Annotated in this window: 25 protein-coding genes; 15 read left to right on the top strand and 10 right to left on the bottom strand. The window is 63.9% G+C overall.

The genetic code is table 11. The annotated features are described in order from the left end of the window. Positions 1 to 16: 16 nt before the first annotated feature. Both sfnG and AC56PL_RS13460 read left to right on the top strand, forming a co-directional pair. On the top strand, positions 17 to 1,135 hold the full coding sequence (gene sfnG / locus AC56PL_RS13465) for a dimethylsulfone monooxygenase SfnG (protein ID WP_495514168.1): 1,119 nt from the start codon (positions 17 to 19) through the stop codon (positions 1,133 to 1,135). After that, positions 1,132 to 2,358 carry an SfnB family sulfur acquisition oxidoreductase gene (locus AC56PL_RS13460; RefSeq protein WP_497154136.1) on the top strand — a complete coding sequence of 409 codons (1,227 nt, stop codon included), beginning with the start codon at positions 1,132 to 1,134 and terminating at the stop codon, positions 2,356 to 2,358. The genes sfnG and AC56PL_RS13460 overlap by 4 nt, the downstream gene beginning before the upstream one ends. Before the next feature lie 82 nt (positions 2,359 to 2,440). Here the strand turns inward: AC56PL_RS13460 and AC56PL_RS13455 are convergent, their stop codons facing one another. The 3 genes from AC56PL_RS13455 to AC56PL_RS13445 all read right to left on the bottom strand — a co-directional run bounded on the left by AC56PL_RS13455 (position 2,441) and on the right by AC56PL_RS13445 (position 5,116). Continuing rightward, positions 2,441 to 3,142 (bottom strand): hypothetical protein, encoded by a 702-nt coding sequence (locus tag AC56PL_RS13455; protein WP_497154135.1) that lies wholly within the window; start codon positions 3,140 to 3,142, stop codon positions 2,441 to 2,443. A 99-nt stretch (positions 3,143 to 3,241) separates the two neighbouring features. Further along, positions 3,242 to 4,225: a YhjD/YihY/BrkB family envelope integrity protein gene (locus tag AC56PL_RS13450; protein ID WP_495514165.1), complete on the bottom strand. Its 984-nt coding sequence runs from the start codon at positions 4,223 to 4,225 to the stop codon at positions 3,242 to 3,244. 87 nt (positions 4,226 to 4,312) lie between these two features. After that, complete coding sequence (locus AC56PL_RS13445) at positions 4,313 to 5,116, bottom strand: DUF72 domain-containing protein (RefSeq protein WP_497154134.1); 804 nt, start codon at positions 5,114 to 5,116, stop codon at positions 4,313 to 4,315. A gap of 45 nt (positions 5,117 to 5,161) precedes the next feature. On the opposite strand from AC56PL_RS13445, the gene AC56PL_RS13440 reads away from it, so the two are divergent. Beyond that, complete coding sequence (locus AC56PL_RS13440; protein WP_497154133.1) at positions 5,162 to 5,638, top strand: nucleoside deaminase; 477 nt, start codon at positions 5,162 to 5,164, stop codon at positions 5,636 to 5,638. A gap of 56 nt (positions 5,639 to 5,694) precedes the next feature. Then, entirely contained in the window at positions 5,695 to 6,732 is a 1,038-nt protein-coding gene (locus AC56PL_RS13435; protein WP_497154132.1) for a sigma-70 family RNA polymerase sigma factor, read from the top strand. Here AC56PL_RS13435 and AC56PL_RS13430 read toward each other — a convergent pair. After that, complete coding sequence (locus AC56PL_RS13430) at positions 6,711 to 7,115, bottom strand: VOC family protein (RefSeq protein WP_497154131.1); 405 nt, start codon at positions 7,113 to 7,115, stop codon at positions 6,711 to 6,713. The genes AC56PL_RS13435 and AC56PL_RS13430 overlap by 22 nt on opposite strands. Positions 7,116 to 7,266: 151 nt before the next feature. Here AC56PL_RS13430 and AC56PL_RS13425 point away from each other — a divergent pair, with 151 nt between their 5' ends. The 3 genes from AC56PL_RS13425 to AC56PL_RS13415 are packed head-to-tail and all read left to right on the top strand — an operon-like array spanning position 7,267 to position 9,938. After that, complete coding sequence (locus tag AC56PL_RS13425; RefSeq protein ID WP_497154130.1) at positions 7,267 to 8,532, top strand: sensor histidine kinase; 1,266 nt, start codon at positions 7,267 to 7,269, stop codon at positions 8,530 to 8,532. Beyond that, positions 8,520 to 9,203, top strand: coding sequence for a response regulator (locus tag AC56PL_RS13420; protein WP_497154129.1), 684 nt, complete (start codon positions 8,520 to 8,522; stop codon positions 9,201 to 9,203). Before AC56PL_RS13425 ends, AC56PL_RS13420 begins: the two co-directional genes overlap by 13 nt. A 51-nt stretch (positions 9,204 to 9,254) precedes the next feature. Beyond that, positions 9,255 to 9,938, top strand: a complete 684-nt coding sequence (locus AC56PL_RS13415; protein WP_497154305.1) for an NADPH-dependent F420 reductase — start codon at positions 9,255 to 9,257, stop codon at positions 9,936 to 9,938. An 86-nt stretch (positions 9,939 to 10,024) separates the two neighbouring features. Here the strand turns inward: AC56PL_RS13415 and AC56PL_RS13410 are convergent, their stop codons facing one another. Next, complete coding sequence (locus tag AC56PL_RS13410; protein ID WP_495514157.1) at positions 10,025 to 10,639, bottom strand: TetR family transcriptional regulator; 615 nt, start codon at positions 10,637 to 10,639, stop codon at positions 10,025 to 10,027. A 215-nt stretch (positions 10,640 to 10,854) separates the two neighbouring features. On the opposite strand from AC56PL_RS13410, the gene AC56PL_RS13405 reads away from it, so the two are divergent. Genes AC56PL_RS13405 through atzF form a run of 5 tightly spaced genes read left to right on the top strand, consistent with a single transcriptional unit; the run spans position 10,855 to position 17,672 of the window. Beyond that, the gene (locus AC56PL_RS13405) at positions 10,855 to 12,417 is read left to right on the top strand and encodes an amino acid permease (RefSeq protein ID WP_497154128.1); all 1,563 of its coding nucleotides are present in this window, start codon (positions 10,855 to 10,857) and stop codon (positions 12,415 to 12,417) included. Positions 12,418 to 12,456: 39 nt separating this feature from the next. Then, the gene (locus tag AC56PL_RS13400; protein ID WP_495514155.1) at positions 12,457 to 13,317 is read left to right on the top strand and encodes an urea amidolyase associated protein UAAP1; all 861 of its coding nucleotides are present in this window, start codon (positions 12,457 to 12,459) and stop codon (positions 13,315 to 13,317) included. Further along, positions 13,317 to 14,006, top strand: a complete 690-nt coding sequence (locus AC56PL_RS13395) for an urea amidolyase associated protein UAAP2 (RefSeq protein ID WP_495514154.1) — start codon at positions 13,317 to 13,319, stop codon at positions 14,004 to 14,006. Before AC56PL_RS13400 ends, AC56PL_RS13395 begins: the two co-directional genes overlap by 1 nt. A gap of 4 nt (positions 14,007 to 14,010) precedes the next feature. After that, the gene (locus AC56PL_RS13390; protein ID WP_497154127.1) at positions 14,011 to 16,014 is read left to right on the top strand and encodes a 5-oxoprolinase/urea amidolyase family protein; all 2,004 of its coding nucleotides are present in this window, start codon (positions 14,011 to 14,013) and stop codon (positions 16,012 to 16,014) included. Continuing rightward, on the top strand, positions 16,011 to 17,672 hold the full coding sequence (atzF, locus tag AC56PL_RS13385; protein ID WP_497154126.1) for an allophanate hydrolase: 1,662 nt from the start codon (positions 16,011 to 16,013) through the stop codon (positions 17,670 to 17,672). The genes AC56PL_RS13390 and atzF overlap by 4 nt, the downstream gene beginning before the upstream one ends. A 262-nt stretch (positions 17,673 to 17,934) precedes the next feature. Here atzF and AC56PL_RS13380 read toward each other — a convergent pair whose 3' ends face one another. The 3 genes from AC56PL_RS13380 to AC56PL_RS13370 all read right to left on the bottom strand — a co-directional run bounded on the left by AC56PL_RS13380 (position 17,935) and on the right by AC56PL_RS13370 (position 19,534). Then, positions 17,935 to 18,240, bottom strand: coding sequence for an antibiotic biosynthesis monooxygenase (locus tag AC56PL_RS13380; protein WP_495514151.1), 306 nt, complete (start codon positions 18,238 to 18,240; stop codon positions 17,935 to 17,937). A 150-nt stretch (positions 18,241 to 18,390) separates the two neighbouring features. Continuing rightward, positions 18,391 to 18,546: a hypothetical protein gene (locus AC56PL_RS13375; protein ID WP_495514150.1), complete on the bottom strand. Its 156-nt coding sequence runs from the start codon at positions 18,544 to 18,546 to the stop codon at positions 18,391 to 18,393. Positions 18,547 to 18,631: 85 nt separating this feature from the next. Then, entirely contained in the window at positions 18,632 to 19,534 is a 903-nt protein-coding gene (locus AC56PL_RS13370) for a TIGR03621 family F420-dependent LLM class oxidoreductase (protein WP_497154125.1), read from the bottom strand. A 140-nt stretch (positions 19,535 to 19,674) separates the two neighbouring features. On the opposite strand from AC56PL_RS13370, the gene AC56PL_RS13365 reads away from it, so the two are divergent. Continuing rightward, positions 19,675 to 20,391 (top strand): phosphotransferase, encoded by a 717-nt coding sequence (locus tag AC56PL_RS13365; protein ID WP_495515984.1) that lies wholly within the window; start codon positions 19,675 to 19,677, stop codon positions 20,389 to 20,391. Positions 20,392 to 20,518: 127 nt separating this feature from the next. Then, the gene (locus AC56PL_RS13360; RefSeq protein ID WP_497154124.1) at positions 20,519 to 21,799 is read left to right on the top strand and encodes an HNH endonuclease signature motif containing protein; all 1,281 of its coding nucleotides are present in this window, start codon (positions 20,519 to 20,521) and stop codon (positions 21,797 to 21,799) included. Between the two features lie 265 nt (positions 21,800 to 22,064). Here the strand turns inward: AC56PL_RS13360 and AC56PL_RS13355 are convergent, their stop codons facing one another. Continuing rightward, positions 22,065 to 23,120 carry a class I SAM-dependent methyltransferase gene (locus AC56PL_RS13355; protein WP_497154123.1) on the bottom strand — a complete coding sequence of 352 codons (1,056 nt, stop codon included), beginning with the start codon at positions 23,118 to 23,120 and terminating at the stop codon, positions 22,065 to 22,067. Next, positions 23,107 to 25,791, bottom strand: coding sequence for an HAD family hydrolase (locus tag AC56PL_RS13350; protein ID WP_497154122.1), 2,685 nt, complete (start codon positions 25,789 to 25,791; stop codon positions 23,107 to 23,109). The genes AC56PL_RS13355 and AC56PL_RS13350 overlap by 14 nt, the downstream gene beginning before the upstream one ends. Positions 25,792 to 26,011: 220 nt before the next feature. Here AC56PL_RS13350 and AC56PL_RS13345 point away from each other — a divergent pair, with 220 nt between their 5' ends. Then, entirely contained in the window at positions 26,012 to 26,689 is a 678-nt protein-coding gene (locus AC56PL_RS13345; RefSeq protein ID WP_497154121.1) for a histidine phosphatase family protein, read from the top strand. Positions 26,690 to 26,740: the final 51 nt, after the last annotated feature.

The following is a 26,740-nucleotide window of genomic DNA, read 5'->3' as shown; positions in this document are numbered from 1 at the left end:
ATCCGGAGAAGAGCCCATGACCACCGAGAAAATTTCCGACCAGATCAAGTTCGCGTACTGGGTGCCAAACGTCAGTGGCGGCCTGGTCACCAGCGACATCGAACAGCGCACCGGCTGGGACTTCGAATACAACAAGAAGCTCGCCCGGACCGCCGAGAACAACGGCTTCGAGTACGCCCTGTCACAGGTGCGCTACATGGCCTCGTACGGTGCCGAGTTCCAGCACGAATCAACATCTTTCAGCCTTGCACTGCTCGGTGCGACCGAGAAACTGAAGGTGATCGCGGCGGTCCATCCCGGACTGTGGCATCCCGCAGTGCTCGCCAAGTTCGGTGCCACTGCCGATCACCTGTCGAACGGTCGCTTCGCGATCAACGTGGTGTCCGGATGGTTCTCCGGTGAGTTCAAGGCGCTCGGCGAACCGTGGCTCGAACATGATGAACGCTATCGACGCAGTGCCGAGTTCCTCGAGGTGATCCGGAAGATCTGGACCGAGGACAACGTCGAATACGCAGGCGACTTCTACCGGATCCGCGACTTCACCCTCAAACCGAAACCGCTCAACACCCCACAGCGCCCGAATCCCGAACTGTTCCAGGGCGGTAACTCCACCGCGGCCCGCAACAACGGTGGCCGGTACGCCGATTGGTACTTCTCCAACGGCAAGGACTTCGACGGTGTGACCGAGCAGGTCGAGGATCTGCGGGCCGTGGCCCGGGCGCACAACCGCGAGGTCAAGTTCGGCCTCAACGGATTCATCATCGCCAGGGACACCGAGGCCGAAGCACACGACACCCTCCGCGAGATCATCTCGAAGGCCAACCGTCCTGCGGTTGAGGGCTTCCGTGACGCGGTACAGCAGGCAGGCGCTTCTACCTCTGACCACAAGGGCATGTGGGCAGATTCCTCGTTCGAGGATCTCGTGCAGTACAACGACGGTTTCAAGACCAAGCTCATCGGCACCCCCGAGCAGGTCGCCGAACGAATCGTCGCCTACAAGCGTCTCGGGGTCGACCTGGTACTCGGCGGCTTCCTGCACTTCCAGGAAGAGATCGAGTACTTCGGTGCCAAGGTGCTCCCGCTGGTTCGTGAAATCGAAGCGGCGGACGAAGCAGCCGGTGTCAACGCGTCGTGAGCAGTACCGCGATCGCAACCCGCATCGACTCTGCGGAACAGGCACTTTCAACCGCACGCACCCTGGCGGCACATTTTGCCACCGGGGCCGCCGGCCGTGACCGTGACCGCAAGCTCCCCCACCGTGAGATCGACGAGCTCTCGGCCAGCGGACTGTTGGCGATCACCGTGCCAACGCAGTTCGGTGGCGCCGACCTGACGCCCGGCGTCGTGGCCGAGATCGTCCGGATCCTGGCCACGGCCGATCCGAATATCGCGCAGATCCCACACAGCCATTTCGTGTATCTGAATCTGTTGCGGCTGGCCGGTACTCCGACCCAGCAGCGGGACATCTTCTCGGATGTCCTCGGCGGTGGTCGCATCGCCAACGCGCAGTCCGAGCGCGGTGGCAAAACGATTGCCGACATCTCGACAACGATCAAACCCGTTTCGGGAAGCCTGCAGCTCGATGGTTCGAAGTTCTACTGCACGGGTTCCCTGTACGCCCACACGCTGGCGGTACTCGCACGGCTGGACGACCCGAACGGTGAATCAGGGCTGGAGCCCGGCGAATACGTGGCGTTCATACCCGCCGATATCGCCGGGGTCCGCATCGTGGACGACTGGAACGGCATCGGACAGCGCACCACGGGCAGTGGCACGATCTCCTTCGAAGCCGTGACCGTGCAACCGCAGCAGCTGGTGGCGCGGGCGAAGGCGATCGATGCCCCGGCCGGCTACGGCGCGTTTGCCCAGTTGCTGCATGTTGCGATCGACGCCGGTATCGCACGTGGCGCCCTGCGCGCCGCAACCGATTTCGCGCGGACAAAGAGCAGGCCATGGTTCGAGGCCGGCGTTGATCGGGCGATCGACGATCCGCTGCTGATCCAGCGTTTCGGCGAACTCGCCGTCGAAGTCCGCACGGCCGAAGCAACATTGGCTGTGGCCGGACACGCCGTGGACGAGACGTTCTCGGCGACCGCGGAGAACGCGGTCGAGCGTGCGGCCGAGGCGTCGATCGCGGTCGCGACGGCCAAGATCGTCGCGGACCGGGCCGCCAACGACGTGTCGTCGGCCCTGTTCGAGGTATCGGGAACACGCAGCGCGGCAGCTGATCTCGGACTCGACCACTTCTGGCGCAACGCCCGGACCCACACCCTGCACGACCCTGTGCGTTGGAAGTATCAGCACATCGGACGCACCCTGCTCCACGGCGAACCACCGCCGCTACACGGAGTCATCTGATCGCCCGAATACCACTCATGCCCATGCGCACCGAGGTGTGCATGGGCATGAGCTGTTTGCAGGTTCGCCCGAAGGTTCCGGTCTAGCTGCTCGCTGCCTGCCGGAGCATGGAGGTGGCGGCGCCGTCTGTGTTGGTCTTCAGATCCACCGTCAGGGTGTTGCCGGGGCCCGAGACCAGTGAGTTGAGCACGGGGCCGACGAGGTTGCCGCAGCCGGTGAACGCCGGGATCTCGTAGGTGCCACTGAGGACGGTGTCGAGACCCTCGTTGAGGTTGGCCGTGCCGCTCAGGTTGGCCGTGGTCACCGACGTCACACAGTTCGCTTTCGGGGAGAGCAGGTTCAGATTTGCCGAACCGGTGCTGATGCCCAGCGGCTGAATGCTGTCGATCTTGATCTTGAAACTCTGCTGAGCCTTCAGGCTCACGTCGAATGTCTCCAGGTCGATCGCCGCGGTGCCGGTGACCTCGGAGGGATCAACGATCGACATCGTGATCGTTGCCAGGTTCAGTGGTCCGAGTTTGAGGTCGGTGCTGGTGGTGGGGAGATTCAGCCGGCCACTGAGCGTGCCTTTTTCGAGACTGGGGTAATCCAGGCTCAGCGTCGTGACGAGCGGGGTCGCCGGGAAGTCGACCTTCTGATTCAGCTTCTTGATGACGGTCGAGGTGTTGGCGGTGTAATCGACCTCGAGATCGATGGTCTCGGCAGCGGCCGGGCCGGCCAGTGCGACACCGAGGGTGAGTGTGGCGGCTATCGCTGCGGCCGAAGAAACAACACGGGTCTTCATCCCCATTTTTCGTGGAGCCTTTCTGATCACTAACACTGATGCGTGGTGCATAAGAACTTACTGCAGCGTAAGTTCCTGCATCAGACTTTATTGCTTTTGCTAACCTTCATGTTTCTCGTCCGCCTGATTAGGCTTCTCAAAAGTGACCGTGACCTGCTCAAATCCCTTGGCCCGCTGGGCCTTCGCCTGCCGCGTGTAGGTCTTTCGATCGCCCCGGGTCAGATCGACGTTGTCGGTGAACGGGGTCAGCAATGCCCGGGGATACAGCCGGTGTTTGCGCACCACGTTGATCTCGGCGGATATGACAACGGCGATTGCCGCCAGATAGAAGTACGCAAGTAGACCCAACACCACCGCGAAGACGCTGTTCGTGGTGCTGGCGTTCCTGACCACACCCGTCACATAGACCGCTCCAAAGGTCTGCAACAGCTGCCACACCACGCCCATGACAATTGCGCCCGGCAACACATCGCGATAGCTCACGCTCTTGGATGTTGTGCTCAGCCGGAAGCCAACGGCAAAGATCATCGAGTTGGTCAGTACCGCACCCAAACCCACCACGATGCTCTGCCACATGTTCAGCGGACCCGAGAGCCCACCGAATGTCGAAAGGACCGTCGTCGCGACGAGCGCCAGCGCAATGAGTGTGAGCAACAGCAGACTTCGCGCCCGCGACAGGATCGGATTCGGCCGGCTGTTTCGCGGCACCTGCCACGCCGTGTTCATCGCATTCTGGGTGGCCTGCCCGATGCCGGAGGCACCGTAGAGGGCGCCGATCAGACCGATGACGATGCCGGCGACACCGCCGCTCAGTTCCTGCGGTGTTCCGAGTTGATCACCGATGACCGGGAACTGACTCAGTGCCGAATCGATCACCGTTCGTTGGAGTTCGGGATTGCCCTCCAGGACGATGCCGACCGTGGTGGTGAGCACCAGCAGCAACGGGAACAACGACAGGAAAGCGTAATAGGTGATCAAGACCGCGAGATAGCCACCTTGATCATCGACGAACTTGTAGATGACAGCGATGCCGAAGCCCAGGACCGGATGCCGTCTTTGCAGCCTGTCGAGTCGGTCGATCATCAGAGCACCTCAAGTCATACCGACATCCTGAAAAAATTGGCGCCGTTCACAAACCGAGTGCGCTGACCGACAACGCTACCCGGTGCCTCACCCGAGCCGGTCGAGCAGTGCCCGCGCGTCGTGGGGTGCGCGCACCTTGGCGTCGTTGTCGAAATAGACGTAGACGTCACTGCCTGCCGCACGTTCCCGAAAACGCGACGCCCACCGGTCGAGGGCATCGTCGGTGTATCCACTGGTGTACAACTCGTGCTCACCGTGCAGCCGGGCGTACACGAAGTCCGCGGTCACCTCGTCGATGACCGGGAACTTGCCCGCGGAATCCGCCAAGACCAGTGCGATGTTCTTCTCCCGCAAGAGTTCTGGAACCTGCGGTGTGTCGAAGCTCGGGTGCCGAACCTCCATCGCGTGCCGCAACGGGCGATCGGCATCGGTTGTCGTCCAGGCGCGTCCGTCGACCTTGTCGCTGTGGCCCTGCGACATCGTCGCGGCCTCCGCGGTGGTCCGGGGCAACAGATCGGCAAACGCGGCGATCACCTCCGGGTCGAACGGCAGGTTCGGGGGCAGTTGCCAGAGCACCGGTCCGAGCTTGGGGCCCAACGCCAGGACGCCCGAGGCCAGAAACGTCGCAAGTGGTTGATCGACATCGACAAGGCGCTTCATATGCGTGATGAATCGGGGCCCCTTCACCGCGAACACGAAGTCGTCGGGAACCTGCTGCGCCCATTTCTGATAACTCGTAGGGCGTTGCAACGAGTAGAAGGAACCGTTGATCTCGACCGAATTCAAGGTGCGGGAAAGGTACTCGAGTTCACGACGCTGCGCCAGGCCCGGCGGGTAGAACTCACCGCGCCAAGGCGGATACACCCACCCGGAAGTCCCTACTCGAATCACCCCTCAACCACTACACCAATGGCCACACCCGGCACACTGATATCCATGAGCGATATCGACGACCACCTGTTGCGCCGCGCTGTTGCGGTGGCCCGACTCTCCCGTGAATCCGGGAATCACCCATTTGGTGCATTGCTGGCCACCAGCACGGGAGAAGTTGTCTTCGAGGCACAGAACACGGTGGAAACCGGACGGGACGCCACCGGACATGCGGAAACCAATCTCGCCCGGATGGCCTCTGGCCGGTTCACGCCCGCCGAACTCGCCACGATGACCATGTACACCTCGGCCGAGCCCTGTGCGATGTGCTCGGGTGCGGTCTATTGGGCCGGGATCGGGACCGTCGTCTACGCCCTGTCGGAGGCCGACCTGGCCACCATCACCGGGGCCGATGAGCACAATCCGACGATGGCGCTGCCCTGTCGCGAGGTCTTCGCGGCCGGCCAGCGTCCCACGGCGGTGCACGGCCCGGTCCCGATGCCCGAGGCCGTCGAAATACATGAAGGATTCTGGAACAACTGACCGATCATGCCCTTTTGGGCTGTTCGGTGTCCGACTGCTCCCGTAATCTGTGCCACATGACTGTTGAGACGTCAGCGGACTCCGACTTCCTGGAAGTCACCGAACCGTTCCGTCGTGAGTTGCTGGCGCATTGCTATCGGATGATGGGCTCGCACCACGACGCCGAGGACCTGCTCCAGGAGACCTTCATCCGGGCCTGGCGTGGGTACTCCAACTTCGACGGCCGCGCCTCGGTCCGCACCTGGCTCTACAAGATCGCCACCAATACCTGCCTGACCGCGTTGGGTTCCAAGCAGCGAAGGCCATTGCCTTCCGGCCTCGGTGGCGATTCGTACGATCCAGAGGCTCCTCTACTGCAAGACAACGAGGTGCCCTGGCTCGAGCCGTTCGCCGACTCCGATGAGACGCTCTCCGAGACCGCGGACCCGGCCACCATCGTCGGGGCCCGCGAATCGATTCGACTCGCCTTCATCGCCGCGCTCCAGCATCTGCCCGAGCGCCAGCGGGCCGTGTTGATCCTGCGTGATGTGTTGCAGTGGCGGGCGGCAGAGGTCGCCGAAACCCTCGACCTGACCACCGCAACGGTCAACAGTCTCCTGCAGCGGGCGCGAGCCCAGCTCAAAGAGGTGTCACCCGAACGCGATTCCATCACCGAACCCGATGACCAGGCGCAACGGGAAATGCTGCAGAAGTGGGTCGAGGCCTTCGAGACCTACAACATCGACGCCATCGTGGCACTCTTCACCGACAAGGCGATCTGGGAGATGCCGCCGTTCACCGGTTGGTACCAGGGCCCGGCTGTCATCGGCAGGCTCATCGAACACAACTGCCCGGCCGAGAAAGCCGACGACATGGTGCTCCTCCCCACCACCGCCAATGGCCAGCCTGCTTTCGGGCTGTACATGCGCGATCCAGAGGACGGCGTACATCGCCCTTTTCAGCTACAGGTTCTCGACATCACCCGGGGCGGTGTCGCGCATGTCGTGGTTTTCTTCTCTGAAACGATGGTCGAAGACTTTGCCCGGTTCGGGTTGCCGGCCACCGCATCGCCGACAACCCAGACGGCTGCCACTCAGCCCTCGATCGCCGATTGATCCATCCAGCTGACCTCCCACACGTGACCGTCCAGGTCGAGAAAGCTACGGCCGTACATGAAGCCGTGATCCTGCGGGTCCATCCAGGCTGAACCTCCGGTCGCGAGTGCCTTGTCAGCCAAGGCGTCAACGGCTTCGCGCGATTCGGCAGACACCGCGATCAACACCTCACGGTCTTTACTCGTGTCGGTGATCCCACCGGTGATGAAGTCCTCGAACCGGGCCGGGGTCAAAAACATCACAAAGGTCAGGTCGTTGACGATCAGGCACAGCGTGTTCTCGTCGCAGAACGTGTCGTTGAACTCGAATCCCAGCCCGGCGAAAAACGTTCGGGTCGCAGGGATGTCGGTGGCCGTGGTGTTCAGGAACATCATGCGGGACATTGGCGGGTACTCCGTATCTGGGTGTTCTGGTCGACAATTCTGAAAGTGCAGACCCTTACCCGTCCGAAAAGTAATCGCGGGCACCGCTTCGCGGCGACTGTTCAGACTTTCGCCTGATGCGTTGCCGAGCGTGACAGTAGAACATCGAGAGATGAGTCGCGCCGATGCACCACCGGAGATCAACGGCTGGGAAAGCCTGCCCGCACGTCCGGCATGGGTGCCCGGTGCAGTGCGCGAAACCCTCGAGGCCGACCCTCATCCGCTGATGGGTCGGCGCACCAACCGCGACATCGCGATCGATGTGATCATGGTGCTACTCGCCGCGGGGATCGGCAGTCTCACCATTGGTGGTCGTGTCGAAAATTGGGGTCCGCTCCTCCTTGCCGACATCGCTGTCGGTCTACTCGGCTGCATCGCCTTGGCCTGGCGCCGTCGGTGGCCAGTCGCGATCGCACTGATCCTCACCATCGCATCCGGGTTTGCCACGTTCATCACCGGACCTGCGTTCCTGGCCCTCTTCTCGCTCGCTGTGCACCGACCGTTGCGCTATTCCCTTGCGATCGGCGCACTTGGCATCGGTGCCGCGATGTCGAACTATGCTCTGTACCCCGATGCCGAGCAGGACTCCTGGCCCGTGGTCCTGGCGTTCTCGGTGTTGCTCACTGTCGCGGCGCTCGGCTGGGGAACGATGGTGCGCAATCGTCGTCAGCTGCTCATCTCGCTCGCCGAACTCGCCCGCAACGTCGAGTCCGAGCAACGCGAGCGGATCGCACACGCCCGCGCCACCGAACGTGAACGTTTGGCCAGGGAGATGCACGACGTGCTCGCGCACCGGATGAGTCTGCTATCGGTTCACGCGGGCGCACTCGAGTTTCGGCCAGACGCCTCGCCGGATGAGATCAGCCGCGCCGCCGGTGTGATCCGCGCCGGAGTCCATCAGATGCTGGTCGATCTGCGGGATGTGATCGGCATGCTCCGCGAGGAGACCGACGACGATCTCGCCGCGCCGACCAGGGCCCTGGCCACGATCGGCGAGCTCTTCGACGAGGCAGAACTGGCCGGAAGTCCGGTGAAGGCGACCGTCGACATCGCGGATGTGGACATGGTGCCCGGTGTGGTGAGTCGCGCTGCCTACCGCATCGTCCAGGAAGGTCTGACGAATGCCCGCAAGCATGCCGGAGCCGTGCCGGTGACCGTGCGGATCGGTGGGTCACCCGGGTTCGGGCTGACGGTCACCATCTCGCAGCCGCTGAACGCGGACCTGCACCCGCATCCATCGATCCCGGGAACCGGGTCGGGGCTGGTCGGCTTGAATGAACGCGTGACACTGGCCGGGGGGACGCTCGAGCACAGCATCATCGACCGGAACTTCGTGCTGACTGCACGGCTGCCCTGGGAGGAAGAATGCCCGAGGTGATCGACGGGTTGGACACGGACATCCGGCTCCTGTTGATCGACGACGAGTGGCTGGTTCGTGCGGGACTGCGGACGATGCTGACCGGTCAGCCCGACATCACGATCGTCGGTGAGGCCGCAGACGGAGTCGGTGTGACCGAGCTCGTCCGCGAGACCGCCGCGACCTTGGTCCTCATGGACATCCGGATGCCGAAGGTCAACGGGCTCGATGCCACCGCGGCACTGCGCGCACTGCCCCGCCCTCCGCACATCATCATGCTGACCACCTTCAGCGCCGACGATCTGGTGCTGCGGTCGCTACGGGCCGGCGCCAGTGGATTCCTGTTGAAGGACACGCCACCGCGCGATGTGATCGCGGCACTGCGCAAAGTGGCCGCAGGCGAGCCGATATTCTCGCCCGCAATCACCCGAAAACTGATCCAGCGCTATACCCAGCACGACGCTCGGAACAGCCGGGGCACCCAGCAGTTCGACCAGTTGACGGCCGGAGAACAACGGGTGGCGATCGCTGTGGCGCGCGGTATGTCCAACGCCGAGATCGCCGCCGACCTGCACGTTTCCGTCGCCACCGTCAAGACACACATCTCCCACATTCTTGAGAAACTCGGATTCAACAACCGAGTTCAGATCGCACTACTCGTGCACGACGCAATGCCCGACCAGGTGCTGTAGCGCCGGTAGTAGTGGAATGATCCGGCGACCGGACGGGTTGAACCATCGCGAATCGTCTATCAACAAGGAGCAGCTGTGAAAATCGGGATCATCGGTGCAGGTTTCATCGGCGGAACGCTGACACGTCGCCTGACGCAGTTGGGTCACGAGGTGCGCGTCGCCAATTCGCGGGATCCGCAGACCCTTGCCGAACTGGCCGCCGAAACCGGTGCTGAAGCGGTATGGGCGAAGGACGCCGCCCAGGACGCAGATCTGGTGATCGTCAGTATTCCCCAGAAGAACACACCTGACCTGGCACCGGGAATCGTGGCGAACCGCAAACCCGGAGCGCCGGTGATCGAGACCAACAACTATTACCCACAGCAACGCGATGGGAAAATCGCTGCCATCGAAGACGGAACCCCTGAAAGCGTGTGGGTCTCGGAGGTTCTGAAGGAGCCCGTCATCAAGGTCTTCAACGGCATCTACTGGAAGCACCTGTTGCAGAAGGGGACCCCGCCCGGAACGAAGGGCCGGATCGCACTACCCATCGCCGGTGATGACGCCGAGGCCAAGAAGATCGTGTCGGCCCTCGTCGACGAACTCGGTTTCGATCCGGTCGACGCCGGATCCTTGGCGCAGTCGTGGCGCCAGCAGCCCGGAACCCCGGTGTACGGCAAAGATTTCGACGCCGAAGCCACCAAAGAAGCACTCGCGCAGGCAACCCCGGAACGCACGGCCGACTGGCGCGCCTGATCCCACAAAAGCACACCGTTCGGTCAAAGGCACACGTTCCAACGTGTGCTTTTGACTGAACGGTGTGCTTTTGTCGACTCGCGGTACTAGGTGAGGACCGGCTCGACGCTCTCGACGAGCACCGTCACCAAGTCCTCGAGAGAATCCGCCCCCAGCGCGCCGACCATCTCGTCGGACCGCATGCTGATCACCGACTCGACGAGCCGGAACGGCAAGTGCCTACGAGGATCGGTCTGGTTGCCGAGCACCTCGCCGGCCAGCTGGGCGTAGATCCGCGCCAAGTCGCTTCGGGCACTGCGGAACTCGGCGAACCGCTCAGTCCGCAGCTCTGGCAACAGGTAGAGCGCACCGAGGTTCCAGCGCGAGCGGGCAAGTTGTCCGGCATCGAAGCGGGCCAACTGCTGCAGCCGATCCAGCGCTGATCCGTCGGCATCGAGTAGTACCGTCGCCTGTTCGAGCGGCGCGAGCACAGTGTCCTGCAGGAGCGCCTCGAGGATGTCGTCCTTGGTCTTGAAGTGATGGTAGAGCGAAGCCTGCCGGATTCCGACGGCCTCGGCGATCATGCGGGTGGACGTACCCGAGTACCCGCGCGTCGTGAAGAACTCAGCTGCGGCGTCGAGGATCTCATCGCGGGCGGTTGCCCCACGGCGGCGCTGTTCCACCAACCTCGGGCGCCCCGGCCCTGCCGCAATCTGACTCACAAGCACTTACCCTACTGTCGCCCGGGCTCTTTCGGACAGCACGAATCACCAGCGTAAGCCCCCTACCTGCAGCTCAGTGTGGTTTGCGAAACCTAATTGTTTCACGTGGTAGCACCCCGGTAACAAACCTGTCACCCGACAGAAATCGCTTCACGATTATCTATCACTCGACAGGTTCATCGGGCTCCAGCGCCCACGACCAGGAAGACCCCGCCATGACCGCAACAGCGCAACCACCCTCGGCGCCGACAACCGGGAGTGCCTCGCAGATCGGCGACTCCGACGATCTCTCTGCCTTCGGTTACACCCAACAGTTGCACCGGTCATTGGGGACCTTCGCATCCTTCGCGGCAGGATTCTCGTTCGTATCGATCCTGACGACGATCTTCCAACTCTTCGGCCTCGGCTTCTCCTTCGGCGGCCCGGCATTCTTCTGGACGTGGCCCATCGTCTACGTCGGCCAGTTCCTCGTCGCACTCTGTTTTGCCGAAATCGCTGCCAGATACCCGATTTCCGGTGCCATCTACCAGTGGGCGCGGCGCATGGGCGGTGAGGTCATCGGATGGTTCGGTGGCTGGTTCATGATGCTCGCGCAGATCGTCACCGCTTCTGCCGCGGCGATCGCGTTGCAGGTGGTCATGCCGTCGATCTGGGAAGGCTTCCAGATCATCGGCGACGACTCCGCCCTGACCAGCACCAGCGGAGCGTCCAACGCGGTTCTGCTTGGCTCGATCCTGCTCGTGGTCACGACCTTCATCAACTGCATCGGCGTCAACTGGATGAGCCGTATCAACAGCATCGGCGTCACCTGCGAGATCATCGGCGTGATCGCGGTGATCCTGGCGTTGTTCACCCACGCCGAGCGTGGCCCCGACGTCGTCTTCGACACCGGCATCCCCGGCGAACAGCCCGGCTACATCTGGGCGTTCATCGTCTCCGGCCTGATGGCCGCCTACGTGATGGTCGGATTCGGTTCCGCCGGCGAACTCGCCGAAGAAACCAAGAACCCGCGCCGCGTCGCTCCACGCACCATCCGCCTGGCACTGACCGTGTCGGCGATCGGCGGCGGCCTGATGTTGCTCGGCGCCCTGATGGCCGCACCCAGCCTGGGCGAAGAACTCGCCGTCGGCGGTCTCCCCTACGTCCTCGACTCGGTCCTCGGATCGTTCTGGGGCAAGGTCCTGCTCTGCGATGTGGTGATCGCGATCTTCATCTGCACCTTGGCAATTCAGACCGCATGCTCACGACTGATGTTCTCGATGGCACGCGACGACCGGCTGCCGGCCTCCAGGATCCTGTCGCATGTCAACCCGAAGACCGGAACCCCGATCGCACCGTCGATCCTGATCGGTGTCCTGTGCATCGGCGTGCTCGTGGTCAACGTCGGCAACTCCGCCATCTTCGCGACCCTGGCCAGCGTCTGCATCATCCTGATCTACCTCGCCTACCTGTCCGTCACCGGTCCGATGCTCTGGCGCCGCATCAAGGGCTGGCCCGGCGAAGACGTGCCCGTGGATTCCGAGGGCAAGAAGCTGTTCACGTTGGGACGGTTCGGGATTCCGATCAACATCTTGGCTGTCGTCTACGGGTTCCTGATGGTGATCAACCTCGCCTGGCCCCGGGAAGAGATCTTCGATCCGGCCGGTGACATGCCGATCCTGAAGTGGGCAGGCCCGATCTGCATCGTGGTCACGATCATCGTCGGTATCGCCTGCTTCCCGCACGGCAAGAAGCATCCGATGCCGGTCCCGGCGCCGTCAGCTGCAACTGCCAAGTAGCAGACCGTCCAATTCACCTACTGCACAAGGATATTCACCATGACCACAACCGGAGCCACCACCGGAACCACGTCAGGCGCCCGCGAGCATGCCCGCGCTCAGGCCCGGGCCATCACCGACTCCATGCCGGTTGTTCCCGCGTCGGCCTGGCCGGCGATCCCGGACCAGATCGCACCGCAGGATATGACGTGGGCCGAGACCATCCCCGGCGGGCGCTACAGCGTCAAGGTACTGGCACGGGGTACACGGCTGCGACTGCGCGACGTGACCGGTACCGGATGTGCGCATCTGTTGCTGTGGCGTTCCGACGCCCCGTGGGAGCGACTCAATGTCGCCGACACGGTGAAGGTGCCGTGGCAGGCGTACCTCGGCACCGGCCATCCCTTGCTCAGTGATCAGGGTCGGGCGCTGGCCACCATCGTCGAGGACACCTCGGGCCACCACGACGCCCTGTGCGGCACCACCACGTTGACGACCAATACCGAGAAATACGGTGCCGGAGAGGTCCATTCGCACTCCCCCGCCGGCCGGGAGCTGTTCACGCTGGCCGCGGCCAAACAGGGACTCACCCCCACCGACGTGGTGCCATCGATCTCCTTCTTCCACAGTGTTGTGGTCGAGGCCGATGGTTCGCTCACGTCCAAAGGTTCTGCCGGGCAGGACAAGTACGTCGATCTCCTGCTCCATCTGCCCTGCACCGTTGCCATTGTCAACACCGCCCACCCCCTCGACCCGTCCGTCACGTTCGACGTCGGGCCCGTGGAGGTGCTGGCCTGGAAGGCGCCCGCCGACCTCGACGCCGCCGTGGCCGGGCTCGATGACACCGACCCCGAATACCAGCGTGCGGTCCTCAACTCCGAAGACGCCTGGAACGCCGCCCACTTCGAAAGGACCATCTGATGTCCACCACCGCAACAGCTTCCGCCGCCACGACGTCGGCCGCAGAGCTGGCACTGGTCACCGGCGAGGTGATCTTCGACCACGTGATCGGAGATCGCGCACCCTGGTCGGGTGTCGTGGCGGCAGGCGACGTGCTGACCATCGTGGACCTGCACGGCAATCAGGCCGTCGACACCCTGTTCTACGGTGCCGACGATCACGCGGTCAGATACTCCGCCCAGGCGACGATCGCCGCGCAGGGCAACCTCTTCCTGACCACCGGCAGCGTCATCAGGGATCATGAAGGCGCCCCGATGATGACGATCGTGGCGGATGAGGTCGGCAATCACGACACGGTTGGCGGCGCCTGTTCACAAGAATCGAACACGCTGCGGTACGGGCACCACACCAAACATCAGCACGCCTGCGTCGAGAACTTCCTCATCGGCGGTGCGCCACACGGTTTGGGCAAGGCCGATCTGGTCGGCAACATCAACTTCTTCATGAATGTGCCGGTCGACGCCGACGGTTCGCTCGGCATCGTCGACGGATTGTCCGCGCCGGGACGACGACTGGCCCTCCGCGCCGAGATCGACACCCTCGTCCTGATCTCCAACTGCCCGCAGATCAACAACCCGTGCAACGGATTCGACCCCACCGCAGTCCGGGTCATCGTGACCCGGCCGGCCGCAGTTTCGAAAGGCGCCTGAAGCAATGTCGACGATCTCGGTGCTGCGGGCGGGTCCGCAGACCACCATCCAGGATTGGCCCGGACGTATCCGGCACTGGCAGGTCGGTGTCCCACCGTCGGGACCGATGGACGACCTATCCTTCCGCCTCGCCAACGTCGCGGTCGGAAACCCCGAGGGCGCAGCAGGACTCGAATGCACGCTGATGGGTCCGCGGCTGACCTTCGCCGAGGACACCGTCGTCGCGGTGACCGGCGCACCGGTGGTTGTCACCGTGGATTCGATCCCGGTGCCGCAGTGGGCCCCGATCCCGGTCAAGGCAGGCGAGGTCCTCGACATCGGTGCGGCGGGGCCGGTCGGGATGAGGGTCTATGTGGCCGTCGCAGGCGGTGTGGAGGCGCAGGAGTATCTGGGGAGCCGTTCCACGTTCACTCTCGGCAAGTTCGGTGGAAAGGACGGCCGTCCACTGATCGAGGGCGATACGCTCACCTGCGCCGGCGCCGATCTGGTCAGTGCACCCCGGCGCATCCTGAACGAGGAAAAGCCGGCCCTCACCGACAACTGGCATCTCGCGGTGACCGTCGGCCCGCACAGCGCACCCGAGTTCTTCACCGTCGAAGACATCGAGGACCTCTACAACACGCCTTACGAAGTCCATTTCAACTCCGATCGGACCGGCGTCCGACTCGTCGGACCACAGCCCCGCTGGGCGCGGACCGATGGCGGCGAGGCCGGACTGCATCCATCGAACATCCACGACAACGCCTACTCCGTCGGCGCCCTCGACTTCACCGGCGACACCCCGATCCTGCTCGGCCCCGACGGCCCCAGCCTCGGCGGATTCGTCTGCCCGGTCACCATCACCACCGCCGATCGCTGGAAGATGGGCCAACTCAAGCCGGGCAACACCGTGCGCTTCGTCCCCGTCCGTTCGGCTGAGACCGCCAGCCCGGCCGACCTCGGTTCGGCCCGCCGCTCCGACATCAGCATCGTCTTGTCATCCGGCGGTGACCTCGACAACGGTGTCCTGGGGTCCACCATGACCGCAGACGGCAGCACCCTGGTCACCTACCGGCGCAGCGGCGACGACAACATCCTGGTCGAATACGGCGAGATGACCCTCGACCTGGCACTGCGCGCACGGGTGCACGCGCTCGCGCAACGGATCGACGCGGACCGACCGGCCGGACTGATCGACCTCACCCCGGGCATCCGATCGCTACAGGTCAAGGTCGATCCGACCAAGTTGCGGCAGTCGGTTCTGCTGGACTGGCTGATCGAGTGCGAGGCCCAGCTTCCGGCCGCATCGGAGTTGGTGGTCCCGAGCCGGACCGTCCATCTGCCCCTTTCGTGGGATGACCCGGCAACACGGGAAGCCATCGAGCGCTACATGCTCGGGGTCCGTTCTGATGCCCCGTGGTGCCCGTGGAACATCGAGTTCATCCGGCGTATGAACGGACTGGGTTCTGTCGACGACGTGCACCGCATCGTCTTCGACGCCGAGTACCTCGTGCTCGGGCTCGGCGATGTGTATCTCGGTGCCCCGGTTGCGGTGCCACTGGATCCCCGCCACCGGCTGGTCACCACCAAGTACAACCCGGCACGCACGTGGACACCGGAGAACGCGGTCGGGATCGGTGGCGCCTATATGTGCATCTACGGGATGGAGGGACCAGGCGGCTACCAGTTCGTCGGACGCACCACCCAGGTGTGGAATCATCGACATCCTCTGGAGGCAGCGGGATTCGACCCCGAGCACCCGTGGTTGCTGCGCTTCTTCGACAAGATCAGGTGGTATCCGGTGAGTGCGGACGAACTGCTCGACCTACGGGCCGACACCGCGGCCGGACGCGGCCGGGTGGAGATCGAGCATGGAACGTTCTCGCTCGCCGAACACCAGAAGTATCTCGACGAGAACGCCGACGACATCGCCGCCGAGCGAACAGCGATGGAGATCGCCCGAAACGAAGAACGTCGACGCTGGTCCGACAGTGGCGAGTTCGCCATCAAAACAGGAAGGGTGGCATGAGCCGCATCACCGAGATCTACGCCGCCATCGCCGCGGCGGATCGCCCCGAAGTCTTCATCACACTGCGCGATGAAGCCGACGTAACCCGGGAACACACCGCATCTTTGGCCGCCGGAGGTCCACTTGCCGGTGTTGTCCTGGCAGTGAAAGACAACGTGGATGTGGCCGGGCTCCCGACCACCGCCGCCTGCCCGGGATACGAGTACCTGCCCGACGTCGACGCCGATGCGGTCGCCGCGCTCAAGGCAGCAGGCGCGGTCGTCATCGGCAAGGCCAACCTCGACCAGTTCGCGACCGGCCTTGTCGGCACCCGCAGCCCCTATGGTGCGGTGCGGGATTCGCGCCGCGACGATCGGATCTCCGGCGGTTCCAGTTCCGGATCCTCCGTCGCAGTCGCACTGGGTTTCGCCGACATCGCAATCGGCACCGACACAGCCGGATCCGGCCGCGTGCCTGCCGGATTGCAGGGCATCGTCGGCATCAAGCCGACACTGGGCGTGGTCAGCACCACCGGCGTCGTGCCTGCGTGTGCGAGCTATGACTGTGTCACGATCCTGGCCGCCGACCTCGATCTCGCCAACCGTGCGATGGGCGTCATGTCCGACGTCGGAACATGGCCCGCCAACACCAATTTCGCGGCGAGTGAGCAACCTGTGGTTGCGGTTCCGGACACACTGCCCGCATTGGACGAACGCTGGCAGGCCGCCTTCGAAGCGGCCGTTGCACAGGCCGAGGCTGCGGGTATCACGGTCAAGCGCATCAACATCGACGACTTCCTCGCCGCCGCCAAGCTCCTGTACGAGGGCGCTCTGGTGACTGAACGGTATGACGCTGTCGGCGAGTTCATCTCGGCCGCCGAGGATTCGGATGGCCTCGATCCCACGGTGGCCGGGATCATCAGTAGTGCCGATCGCTTCAAGGCGACTGAACTACTCGCCGACCGGCGGCGGGTCGAGGACCTTCGCGTCCGCGCACTCGAGGCACTCGGCGACGCCGCGGCTCTGCTGGTTCCGACCGCCCCGATGCATCCGACGCTGGCGCAGGTCGCGGCCGATCCGATCGGGGTGAACGCGACAATGGGCACGTACACCAACTTCTGCAACCTGTTCGACATGTGCGCCGTGGCGGTCCCCGCCGGAGAAGTTGTCGAATCCGATGGCAGTACAGCCCAGTTCGGGATCACCGTGATCGGTCGCGCATACGACGACGCCGTTGCACTCGACATCGCCGGGCGTATCGGCAGCAGCCTGCCTGCCACCGGTCCGTCATGGCCGGAGCGGGCGGGCGCCGACGTCGCCGAGGTGTTTGTTGTCGGGGCTCATCTTCGTGGGCAGCCACTGGATCGGCAGCTGACCAGGCGCGGCGCCCGGTGGTCGGGTGAGGCCGCCACCGCACCGGACTATCGCCTGGTCGCACTCGATACACAACCTGCCAAGCCCGGACTGGTGCGAGACAGCGAACACGGGAAGTCCATCCGCGGCGAACTCTGGACTCTGTCACCGGCGGCCCTCGGCGAGTTCCTCGCAGAACTGCCGGCACCGATGACACTGGGACCGGTCGAACTGTCCGATGGTCGTTGGACCGTCGGCTTCGGCTGTAGCCACGACTCGGTGGCCGACGCCGAACCACTCACCGCGACACACTGGCTGGAGCGGTAGCTCTCGGACCTGCCACCGGTCTGTCAATGACGGAGGCGATGCCGTCGAGGTCGATGCGGCCGATGACTGGACGACGAACTGCCGGTCGGTGCGGCAATCGAACTGGCGCCGGCAGAACTGCGCGAACTCGAGCGTGGCATGCAAGCGCCGTGCCCACGATCATCGACCGTGCACCGGAAGAGTTCGACAACGTCGACTTGTCGAACCGGTGGCACGTCCGAGCCCGAGCACCGTCAGCCGGGCGGCACCGTCAGTTCGCCGCTTACGTGGACACCACGCTGGTGCGCTCGTAATGCTTCATCTCCTCGATGTCGCCGATGTAGGCCCGAATGTGCCCGAGGAACTGTCGAAACAGGGAACTGGAGCGGAAGCCGCCCAGATGGTCCTCCACGGACGTCCATTCGATCCGCAAGATGTAGCGCTCTGGTTCCTCCACGCCGTTGCACAGCTCCCACCCGAGGCACTGCGGAGCGGCGGCCAGCTGTTCGGCGGCCGCGGCATAGTCCTTCTCGAACTCGTCGCGGCGCTGCGGATCTTCGATCCGGTAGCGGATGTACTCGACTGTCATTTCGTCTCCTGCCATCATGTGTGGAACGCAGGTAAGCGCCACCTGATCGGCCAGCGGCGATCGGTCGACGGCATGACCGCCTCCCTCTCGGGCACCGACCGTCTACTGCTGGTGACCATTAACCTAGCCGCTTTCGTTTCGTTCGGCGTTTTACGGTTCGCGCCCCAGGTAGCGCAGCAGTTCATCGGTAGCGGTGTCGCCCGGTTCGGAGGCCACGACAGTAGCGAAGGTGCCCCACTGGCGCAGCGGTTCCACCAAACTCTGTGCGACGACGAGTAAGTGAGCGGCCAGTTCGTCGTTCAGCACAGCCCGGCGAGTTGCTCGGCCGATCGGGGCAGGACAGCAGTGGCTTGTGCCGACCACGACGACGGTCTGCTCGCCTGGCGCCTGACTAATTTCTTCGGCGAGGCGGCGTCCGATCCGGGTGCGCGTTTGACTGGTCGCCTCGCAATTCCGAGATCACCCGCCCGTACGCCTGCATATCGGCGGCGGGCGGGTCGATCGGCGTGATGTAGCTGACCCCGAACCTGTCCCTCAGTTCCCGGATACGCGCAACGACCTCACTGTGGCTGCCGTGCAATCCGTTTGGCAGCGCCAGGAGTTCGGCGTCGGTATCCTTCGGCCGATGGCTGCGAAGGACGTCGAGGTCGGGGTCACGATCGATGGCGAGATCAAAAATGATCAGATTGATCTCCAATTGGTCAAACCGGCTGCCTGCCTTGGATCGAACGAACTCGACCCGTTCGGCCAGCGCCTCGTCGTCGGCGACTGCGGCGATGGCAACGATGTCGGCATGCTCCGCCGCGAGGGTGAGGACCTTGTCCCCCGTCCCGGCGATCATGATCGGCGGCGGAGTCTGCACCGACGGAGGCTCATGGTCAGCGCGGCCGAGGAGGTCCTTGAGTGCCAACACCGTCTCCCGCAAGTGCTGCACGCGCTGCCCAGGTGTCCCGAAAGGTATTCCAGCAGCTGCGAACTCACTCTCCACATAGCCCGCACCGAGCCCGATCTCGAACCGTCCACCACTGAGTTGATCAACACTGGCGATGTCCCGGGCCAACAATGCCGGGCGATAGAACCCGGCATTGAGCACAAACGTGCCGACCCGGACGCCGGGCGCGGCCGCCGCTGCGGCGGCCAGCATGGGGAAGGGCGCCCCGAGTTCCAGGTGGTCTGGCAACAAGATGACATCGACGCCACATCGTTCGGCATCACGCACCTGTGCCAGAAAATCATCCGCGCTGCCACGACCCAGCACATTGACACCGAAACGGAAGTCACGCGTTGTGGCCATGAAGTCCACCATATCGAAGGATCCCACGTCCGATGCGGAAGATGCCGCCTGGGCAATGGAGACATTCTGCGCCGCGGGGGTTCTCGAGACCTCGAACAGTTTCCACATATGCTCATGGGGTGACGTCAGCGGTTCCCGATATGCCCATTCCTGAGGTGCTCGCCAGATTTGTCGCGGTGGACGAGCCCGTCGAAGCCGTGTGGATGAACGGTGTCGGCGGAGTGACATACCGCTTGGGAACCGGTCCGGCGACCCGCTATTTCAAGTGGCAGCCCCCACATGCGGAGGTGTCGTTGGAACGCGAAGTGCGCAAGCTGACTTGGACGAATCCGCACACCCTATCGCCTCGCGTCATCGCAGCCGGTCAGTCCGAGCAGGCGGAATGGCTTCTCACCCAAGCTCTCCCCGGGAGCAGCGCTGTGTCGCCGCGCTGGCTCGCCCGACCCGATGTTGCAGTCCGGGCCGTCGGGCGTGGTTTACGGGAGCTCCATGACCGTTTGCCGGTCGAGCAGTGCCCCTGGCAATGGGATCCATCATCACGCATCGCCGACGCGGCCTCCAGGAACATTCACGTGGACCAAGTTCTGCATGACCCGCCTACGGTCGATCATCTCGTCGTCTGCCACGGGGATGCATGCTGCCCCAACACCATCCTCACCGACGCCGGGGAGCTCTCTGGTCACGTCGACTTCGGTTCCCTTGGCATCGGCGATCGTTGGGCAGATATCGCAGTTGCCGCCATGAGCACCCGATGGAACTACGGGCCCGGCTGGGAGCATGAATTGGTCAGCGCGTACGGACTCCCCGTTGATCACGTTCGGTTGGACTACTACCAACGGCTGTGGAACGCCACCTGACACTTGTCAGACCCCCTCGATAGACTATCTCGTCGCGAACCTGAGTATCGCGAAACATATTGCAGCCCAACTTGATTAGTTCGCTCGAAAGCTTGTGCGAACGGAATCTGCGTCGTATTGTTGATCCATGGACCTCGGGGGAACGTTCGCCAGGTTGTCAGATCTGGCAGGGGATGCGGCTTTGGTCGCCGGTGATGATGCGCAGGTATCTTCACGAATGGTGGCGGTTGTTCGACTCAATCATGTTGTGGAGCAGATTCTTTTCCGTTTGGTCGGCGAGGTCGATGAGCGTCGGATCGCACAGAAGAAAGATGTGGGGTCCACAGCCAAGCTGTTACGGGACGCAGGTGTCGCGCCGGCGGTCGCGCACCGGTACGTGCGAGTAGGTAAGGCGCTCAGTGACATTCCTTCGGTAGCGTCCTACGGTATCGACGGGACACTATCGGGTGAGCATGTGGATTCGATTGTGAAGGGGCTCAATCATATTGAGCGTCGCAATCCAGAACTCCCGGCTACTGACCGGTCTGACTGTGAGCGAGGACTGCTGACCGAAGCGTTGATGGGGACGCCGGCGGCGGTGTCGCTACGGGCACGGCATATGGCGTTGGTGTTGTCGCCGCCGGATAAAGAGGTACCCGACGCCGAAAACCATGATTTGAACGAGTTGTCATTCGGGACCGGTGATGACGGCCGCACCCACGGCACCCTGGACTTGGATAGTTTGCTCGGCGAAAAGCTGGCGGTGGCACTCGATCCACTGTGCAGGCCTGTACCCGAACCCGACGGCTCGCCGGATCCGCGGAGCACAGGCCAAATCCGTGCTGATGCTCTGGAACGATTGCTGGATTCGTATTTCGATCAGGAAGACCGACCTACCCGCGGCGGGGCAAAACCACATGTGACGGTGACAGTCTCGCCGGAATATCTGCAACAGCTGCAGCTGCGGGGTATCCCGGGTCCTACGCCGCCGGCCATGGCGCCGAAGTTCGAATGGACCGGCCCCGCCTCAGCACCCACCGCCCAGATGGTGGCCTGTGATTCGGTGATCACCAAGATTCTACTGGACAGTGAGTCGGTGCCGCTCGATGTCGGACGCGACCAACGCACCGTCACCCCCGCGATCCGCAAAGCGTTGATCGCCCGCGATCAGGGGTGCGCTTTCCCTGGATGTGGCTGCGCCCCGGTGTACACCGATGCCCATCACATCGACTTCTGGCGCAACGGCGGCACCACCAGCCTGACCAACATGGTCCTACTCTGCCGGCGCCATCATCGCTACATCCACCACCACGGGTGGACCGTGTTCCCGGGTCGCGACGGCCATCCCTGGTTCATCGCACCCGGCACCACCACCGAACTACGATCCCACGCCCGCCGCACACTGACCACCGACCTCGCCGCCGCATAAGAGGGCGGGACACCAATCCGCAAGACCGCGCAACACAGGCTGAACCCTGTGTACTGCATGACCTTTGAGAACTGAATAGTGAACCCCCGGGGCCATCAGATCCCGGCCCGGCCTGGCAAACGCGCACTGGCGCGATTCTCACCAGGCCGGCCGGGACATGGTGGTACAGCTCCGCATGACAGCGCAGTGGTCGACCACGGTTTCGCGAGCAAACCATCCTGCTGCTGAGGCATTCTCGCACGGGCGGCCACCACGCGGCACGGTCCTACCGCGAAGGTCTACCACGAGTGACACCACGTACCCCTCGCACTGCTTTCCGCGCGGCACGTCGGGTCACGTTGCGGATCGAGATGGGTGGGTTGGCCCGCAGTGCAGCCAGTTCTTCGTCGTGTCGGCGCTGGAGGTCGGCGATTTCGTCACTCTGCTGCGCACGCTGTTGCTCGAGCTGGTGTACGAGTTCGTCGCGATTGACGGCGGCCTCGGCCATCTCGTATTGCATGGCGAGAACGCGGGTGTACAGCGCAATACGATTGTTCTCCATCGCCGCCAGTAACGGCGAATTGTCATAGGGTTCGAGCGCCTCACGTATGCGCTCCGCCCGCTCCGCGTCTCCGGTTGGGTAGATGATCCCGAGTCCGAAAATCGCCGGTACCAAAGCGAACTCGTGCGTACCCGGCGGCTGCGCGGCCAGGGCGTCTTCGACCGCGGTCAGCACGCCGTTACGCTCACCCCCGGCCTCGACGGCAACCGTGAACTGACCGAGACCGACAAAACCCGCCGGAGTGACCGCGTCGTGCCACACCGTCGATCCCTCGTCACCGTGCTCGTGGACGCCACCGGGCTCCAGTGCATCCGCGTTGTAGTACTGATCGCGCCGACCGCAGGGCCACAAGACGTCGTGCAGTATGACGATCGCATCGGGCGCCTTGGACAGAATCCAGTCGAGTTCGGCACGGACGGTGGCGTAGTTGTGGTCACCGTCCAGTATGTAGACATCGCCGATCGGGAGATCGCTGAGGATGTCCGGCGAAAACCCTTCTACCAAATGCAGATTGGCATGCTTCGCCAACGTGTTGCGCATCTGCTCGGTGGGTGTCGGTTCGATGCAGTACACCTCGCCGGCGCCGTGATCGAGATAGATCGAACTCGCCCCGCCGGATTCGACCCCGACCTCCACCACGATCGCCGGACGCGCCGCCGCGAAGACGCGGCCGATCACCTCGGAGAACAGGGTCAATGAGTGCAGAAGCAGCGGAGCCCGGCGCGCATTCCGCGCCTGGGCGTGTGGATCGCCTCGATCCCCGAACTCAGGTGTCGTCACGGTCGTCGTCCGCTTCCTTCGGTGGAGGTGGCGGACTCCCGGCGCGAGTGACGATACGGGCCACACCGGCAGCCAATGCCAGCGCTCCACCCGCCCGGAATTCTTCCTTGGCGCGAGCGGTCAACCTGGTCAGTCGTGGTCCAGATGGGGGCCGATGCTGCAGACCCGACAATGATTGCGGGAGAACAGCAAACGCGATGGTGACCTGAGCTGTGCTGACCGGGGCACCGGCCCGCGCGGCCAGCGGTATCCACAACGCCGAATGCGGGGCGTGGAACTCGACGAGATTGCCGCCCAGCCACGTCGATTCCGCATACACCAGGCCGGAGAAGTCCCCGGGATGCTCCCAGCGCAGCGGTTCCGGCAACCGATGTCCACCGGCGGTGACGGTGGCCTCGATCCAGTCCACCCGTACAAGCGCCGGACGCCCCGGGATCGCCAGTGAGATGTCCGTCGCGTCGAACGCTTCGAAGTTCAAGCGCGCGAACGACAATCCGTTGCGGTTGATCCGCAACGGGACCTTCGGTCCGTCATGCCACTTACCGTCGCCGGTCCGGAAACGCAGCACGGTCTCGCTCCCCGGGGCGTCCGGCTCGAAGACCTCGGCCGGTACGGCCCCCGAGTTCACGGCCTCGGCAGCGGCGGCCAGCTTCGGATCCGTCGCCGCCAGAACCTGCGGCCAGAACGAATCCCGCATCAAGAGGTCGGTGACATCCCCCGGCGACATGTATCCGACGGCTGGTAGGAGATCCACCGGGACAACATGACTCACCAGATCGGAGCCGAAATTGTCCTCGTGCTCCCAGGCGCCGAAGACCGCGGCCTCGTCAGGGGTGGGCGAGATGATGGAGGACGCCAAGATGTTGCCGAGCAGCGGTACCTCACCGCCGTTGAACGCCGGCCACTCCGACAACGCCGAGGCATAACGAATCCACTCGCCCTGGAACGCGTGAACACCCTCATGCAGTGCTGCGCGCGCGTGGATCTGGGTTGCCGTGCCCGCAATCGGTCCGAGGATCGGTTCGCCCTCGGGGGTGAAGTCGAGCAGCGAGCCGCACAGGCTGCTCACGCCCTGTTCCAGAACCTCCGGACTTCGGATGAGGGGGCTGACGATCTCGACGGGTTCACCGGCGGAACCGAGATAGCCTTCCAGACGCAGTCCACGCAGCGCGGCCGCGGTACTGCGTGTGTCTGTCGCGAGGTACAGGCCGGCCGGAGTGATCGGAATCCCGGCCAGCTCCAGGGCTGTTGCCAGCTGGCTCTGGATGGTGGCGCCCCACCCCAGATCCACCAGCGTGAGATCGGCCGAGTCGAGAGCACCAAGCGACCGCAGATGTGCCAGGAGTCGTTCGCGGGTGGCTGTTGCCGTGGTGGCGATCCGGTTGCGAATCGCCGGAGACTCGGTCAGGGCGGTGGCCACGTCGTCGGCGATGATCCCGTTGTCGAGCACCGTGCCGAGCCGCGCCGACAACGCCGGAACATCACCGGGCCGCAACTGGAGGATGCCCAGCAACCCGCCGATGGTCATACCGTGACGGCGCCGCATGAACTTGTGGATGCTGTCCTGATCGATGAACCCCAGCGCCGCAACCGATGTCAGATGCCTCGACAACCACACCGGCTTCGCGGTGACATCAAGGCCATGTTGGCGGGCAGCATTGTTGATGAGTGTCGAGAGCATCTCTCCTTCCCGCATCGGACACCAGAGCACCGAGGTGCCTTCTTCGTGAGCCCGGCGCGCGGCCCATTCGGCAAAGCCGGTGAGTACCGGTCCGAGCACCGATGCGCCGTAACGCCACGTGCAGGCCACATCCGGCGCGACGGCATCGAGCTGCGCATCCTCGATCAATTTGGCGCGCAGGCTCGTGATGCCGAAGTCGCCCTCTGTCAGGTCCAGACGAGGCGCAGTGGCACCAAACGGTCCGAGTGGACTGCGCTCGCGGCGCAGGATCGGCTCGTATCGCTCGCTGATTCGAGTGAAGTGCACGGTCCGGACACCCAACTTGCCGGGCACCGTGACATCCGGGCGCTTGTTGTCGCCGATGTGCACGATCTGGCTGGGCACCACACCCAGTGCCTTGACCACGATCTTCCACAGACCTTCAGCCTTGTCCACACCGTGCTCATGCGAGCGGAAGAACCTCGCTGACTTGAGCGGTTCAAGGCCTGGCTGGTCGAGGAAGCGGTCGAGATGTTCCTGCAGGAAGTAGGTATCGGACACCAGAACGATCGGAATCGAGTGCGTGTGAGCGGTGTTGATCACCGACGCGATGTCGAGGTCCGGCACCAGGGTCCGGTATTCCTCGGCGATCTCGGCCTCGACGTAGAAGTCGATGTCGCCTGCCGCCATGATCGCGGTGGGCATCTCCCGCCAGATGTCATAGATCGACACCTCGGGGCCGAGTGCTCCCCGTCGCTCCCGCGAATCTGATTCGGCCACGATCCGCATCCGGCGGAATGTGGCGGCGTCGACCCACGACGGTAAGGCGCCCTCGCGCGCCAGCCGCTCACCCAATACGGCGAACAGATCGGTCGGCCGCGGAACCCGCCGCCACAACACCGTGTCGAAGATGTCCAGTGAGAGGACAGAACACGATCCGTCCTGCAGCATCTGCTGTACGTCTGAGAGGGTGGTCCGGCCGCGACGCACCACCTGGTTGTCGGATTCCATCACTTGGTTGATCAGGGCTCTGTCCAATCGTGTTCGTCAGGGTCCAGCCCATCCTAGTGACGCAACCCACTCATGGCGCGAATGACCGATTGGCCGGTCTTGAAACGTGGCGGTCCAGGCACAACGTCTTGCAATCCAACATCGCGGACTGCGGATATTTCACCGGAACTCACGTGGGCCAGCACGTTGATCACCAACCGTTACCTGCAAGATGAGTGCCATGGGTGTCATCTATCTGGTTCGGCACGGTCAGGCCGGCGTCGACGAAAACGGGTACGGCAGTTTGACGGAACTCGGCCGCAGGCAGGCCCGCAACGTCGGCAGGACGCTTGCCGCCCGCGCAGGCAAGGTGAACTTCACGGTGTCGGGAAACCTTGCGCGCCAACTCGAGACGATCGAGGAGATCGTCGCGCAGTTCCCGAGCGGCGCGGCGCCGGAACCGGTGGTGAACCCGGGCTGGAACGAGTACGACCTCGAACGTCTCGCCCAGACCCACGTGCCGCCCACCGGCAACGCACCCGAGGCCGCCTCCGCACAGCGCGGGTTCCAGCGCAACCTCGACGGCGCGTTGATCGAGTGGGCGAATGCGGCTGACGGTTCGTATGCGAAGTACCGCGACGGTGTTCGAGAGGCCCTGGCCCAGATCGCCGAACACGCCGGACCCGGCCAGGTGGCGATCGCGGCGTCGTCCGCCGGAACCATCGGCGCGGTGATCGCGGACCTCTGGGGCATCAGCCCGGAAAACTGGCCCGCGGTTTCCCGGACGATGGTGAACGCATCGATCACCAAACTCCTCGTGGGCAGCTCGGGCATCAACGTCATGTCGGTGAACGATCATGCCCACGCCGACATCGACGACGACACCGAAGGCACCCGGCCGATGATGACCATGCGCTGACCGGCAGCGCGGGTGATTGCTGATCAACGTTTGCCTGCGGCTGCGCTGGGC

This window comes from Williamsia sp. Y721 (assembly GCF_059683565.1).
This window is presented reverse-complemented; position numbering and strand designations above follow the sequence as displayed.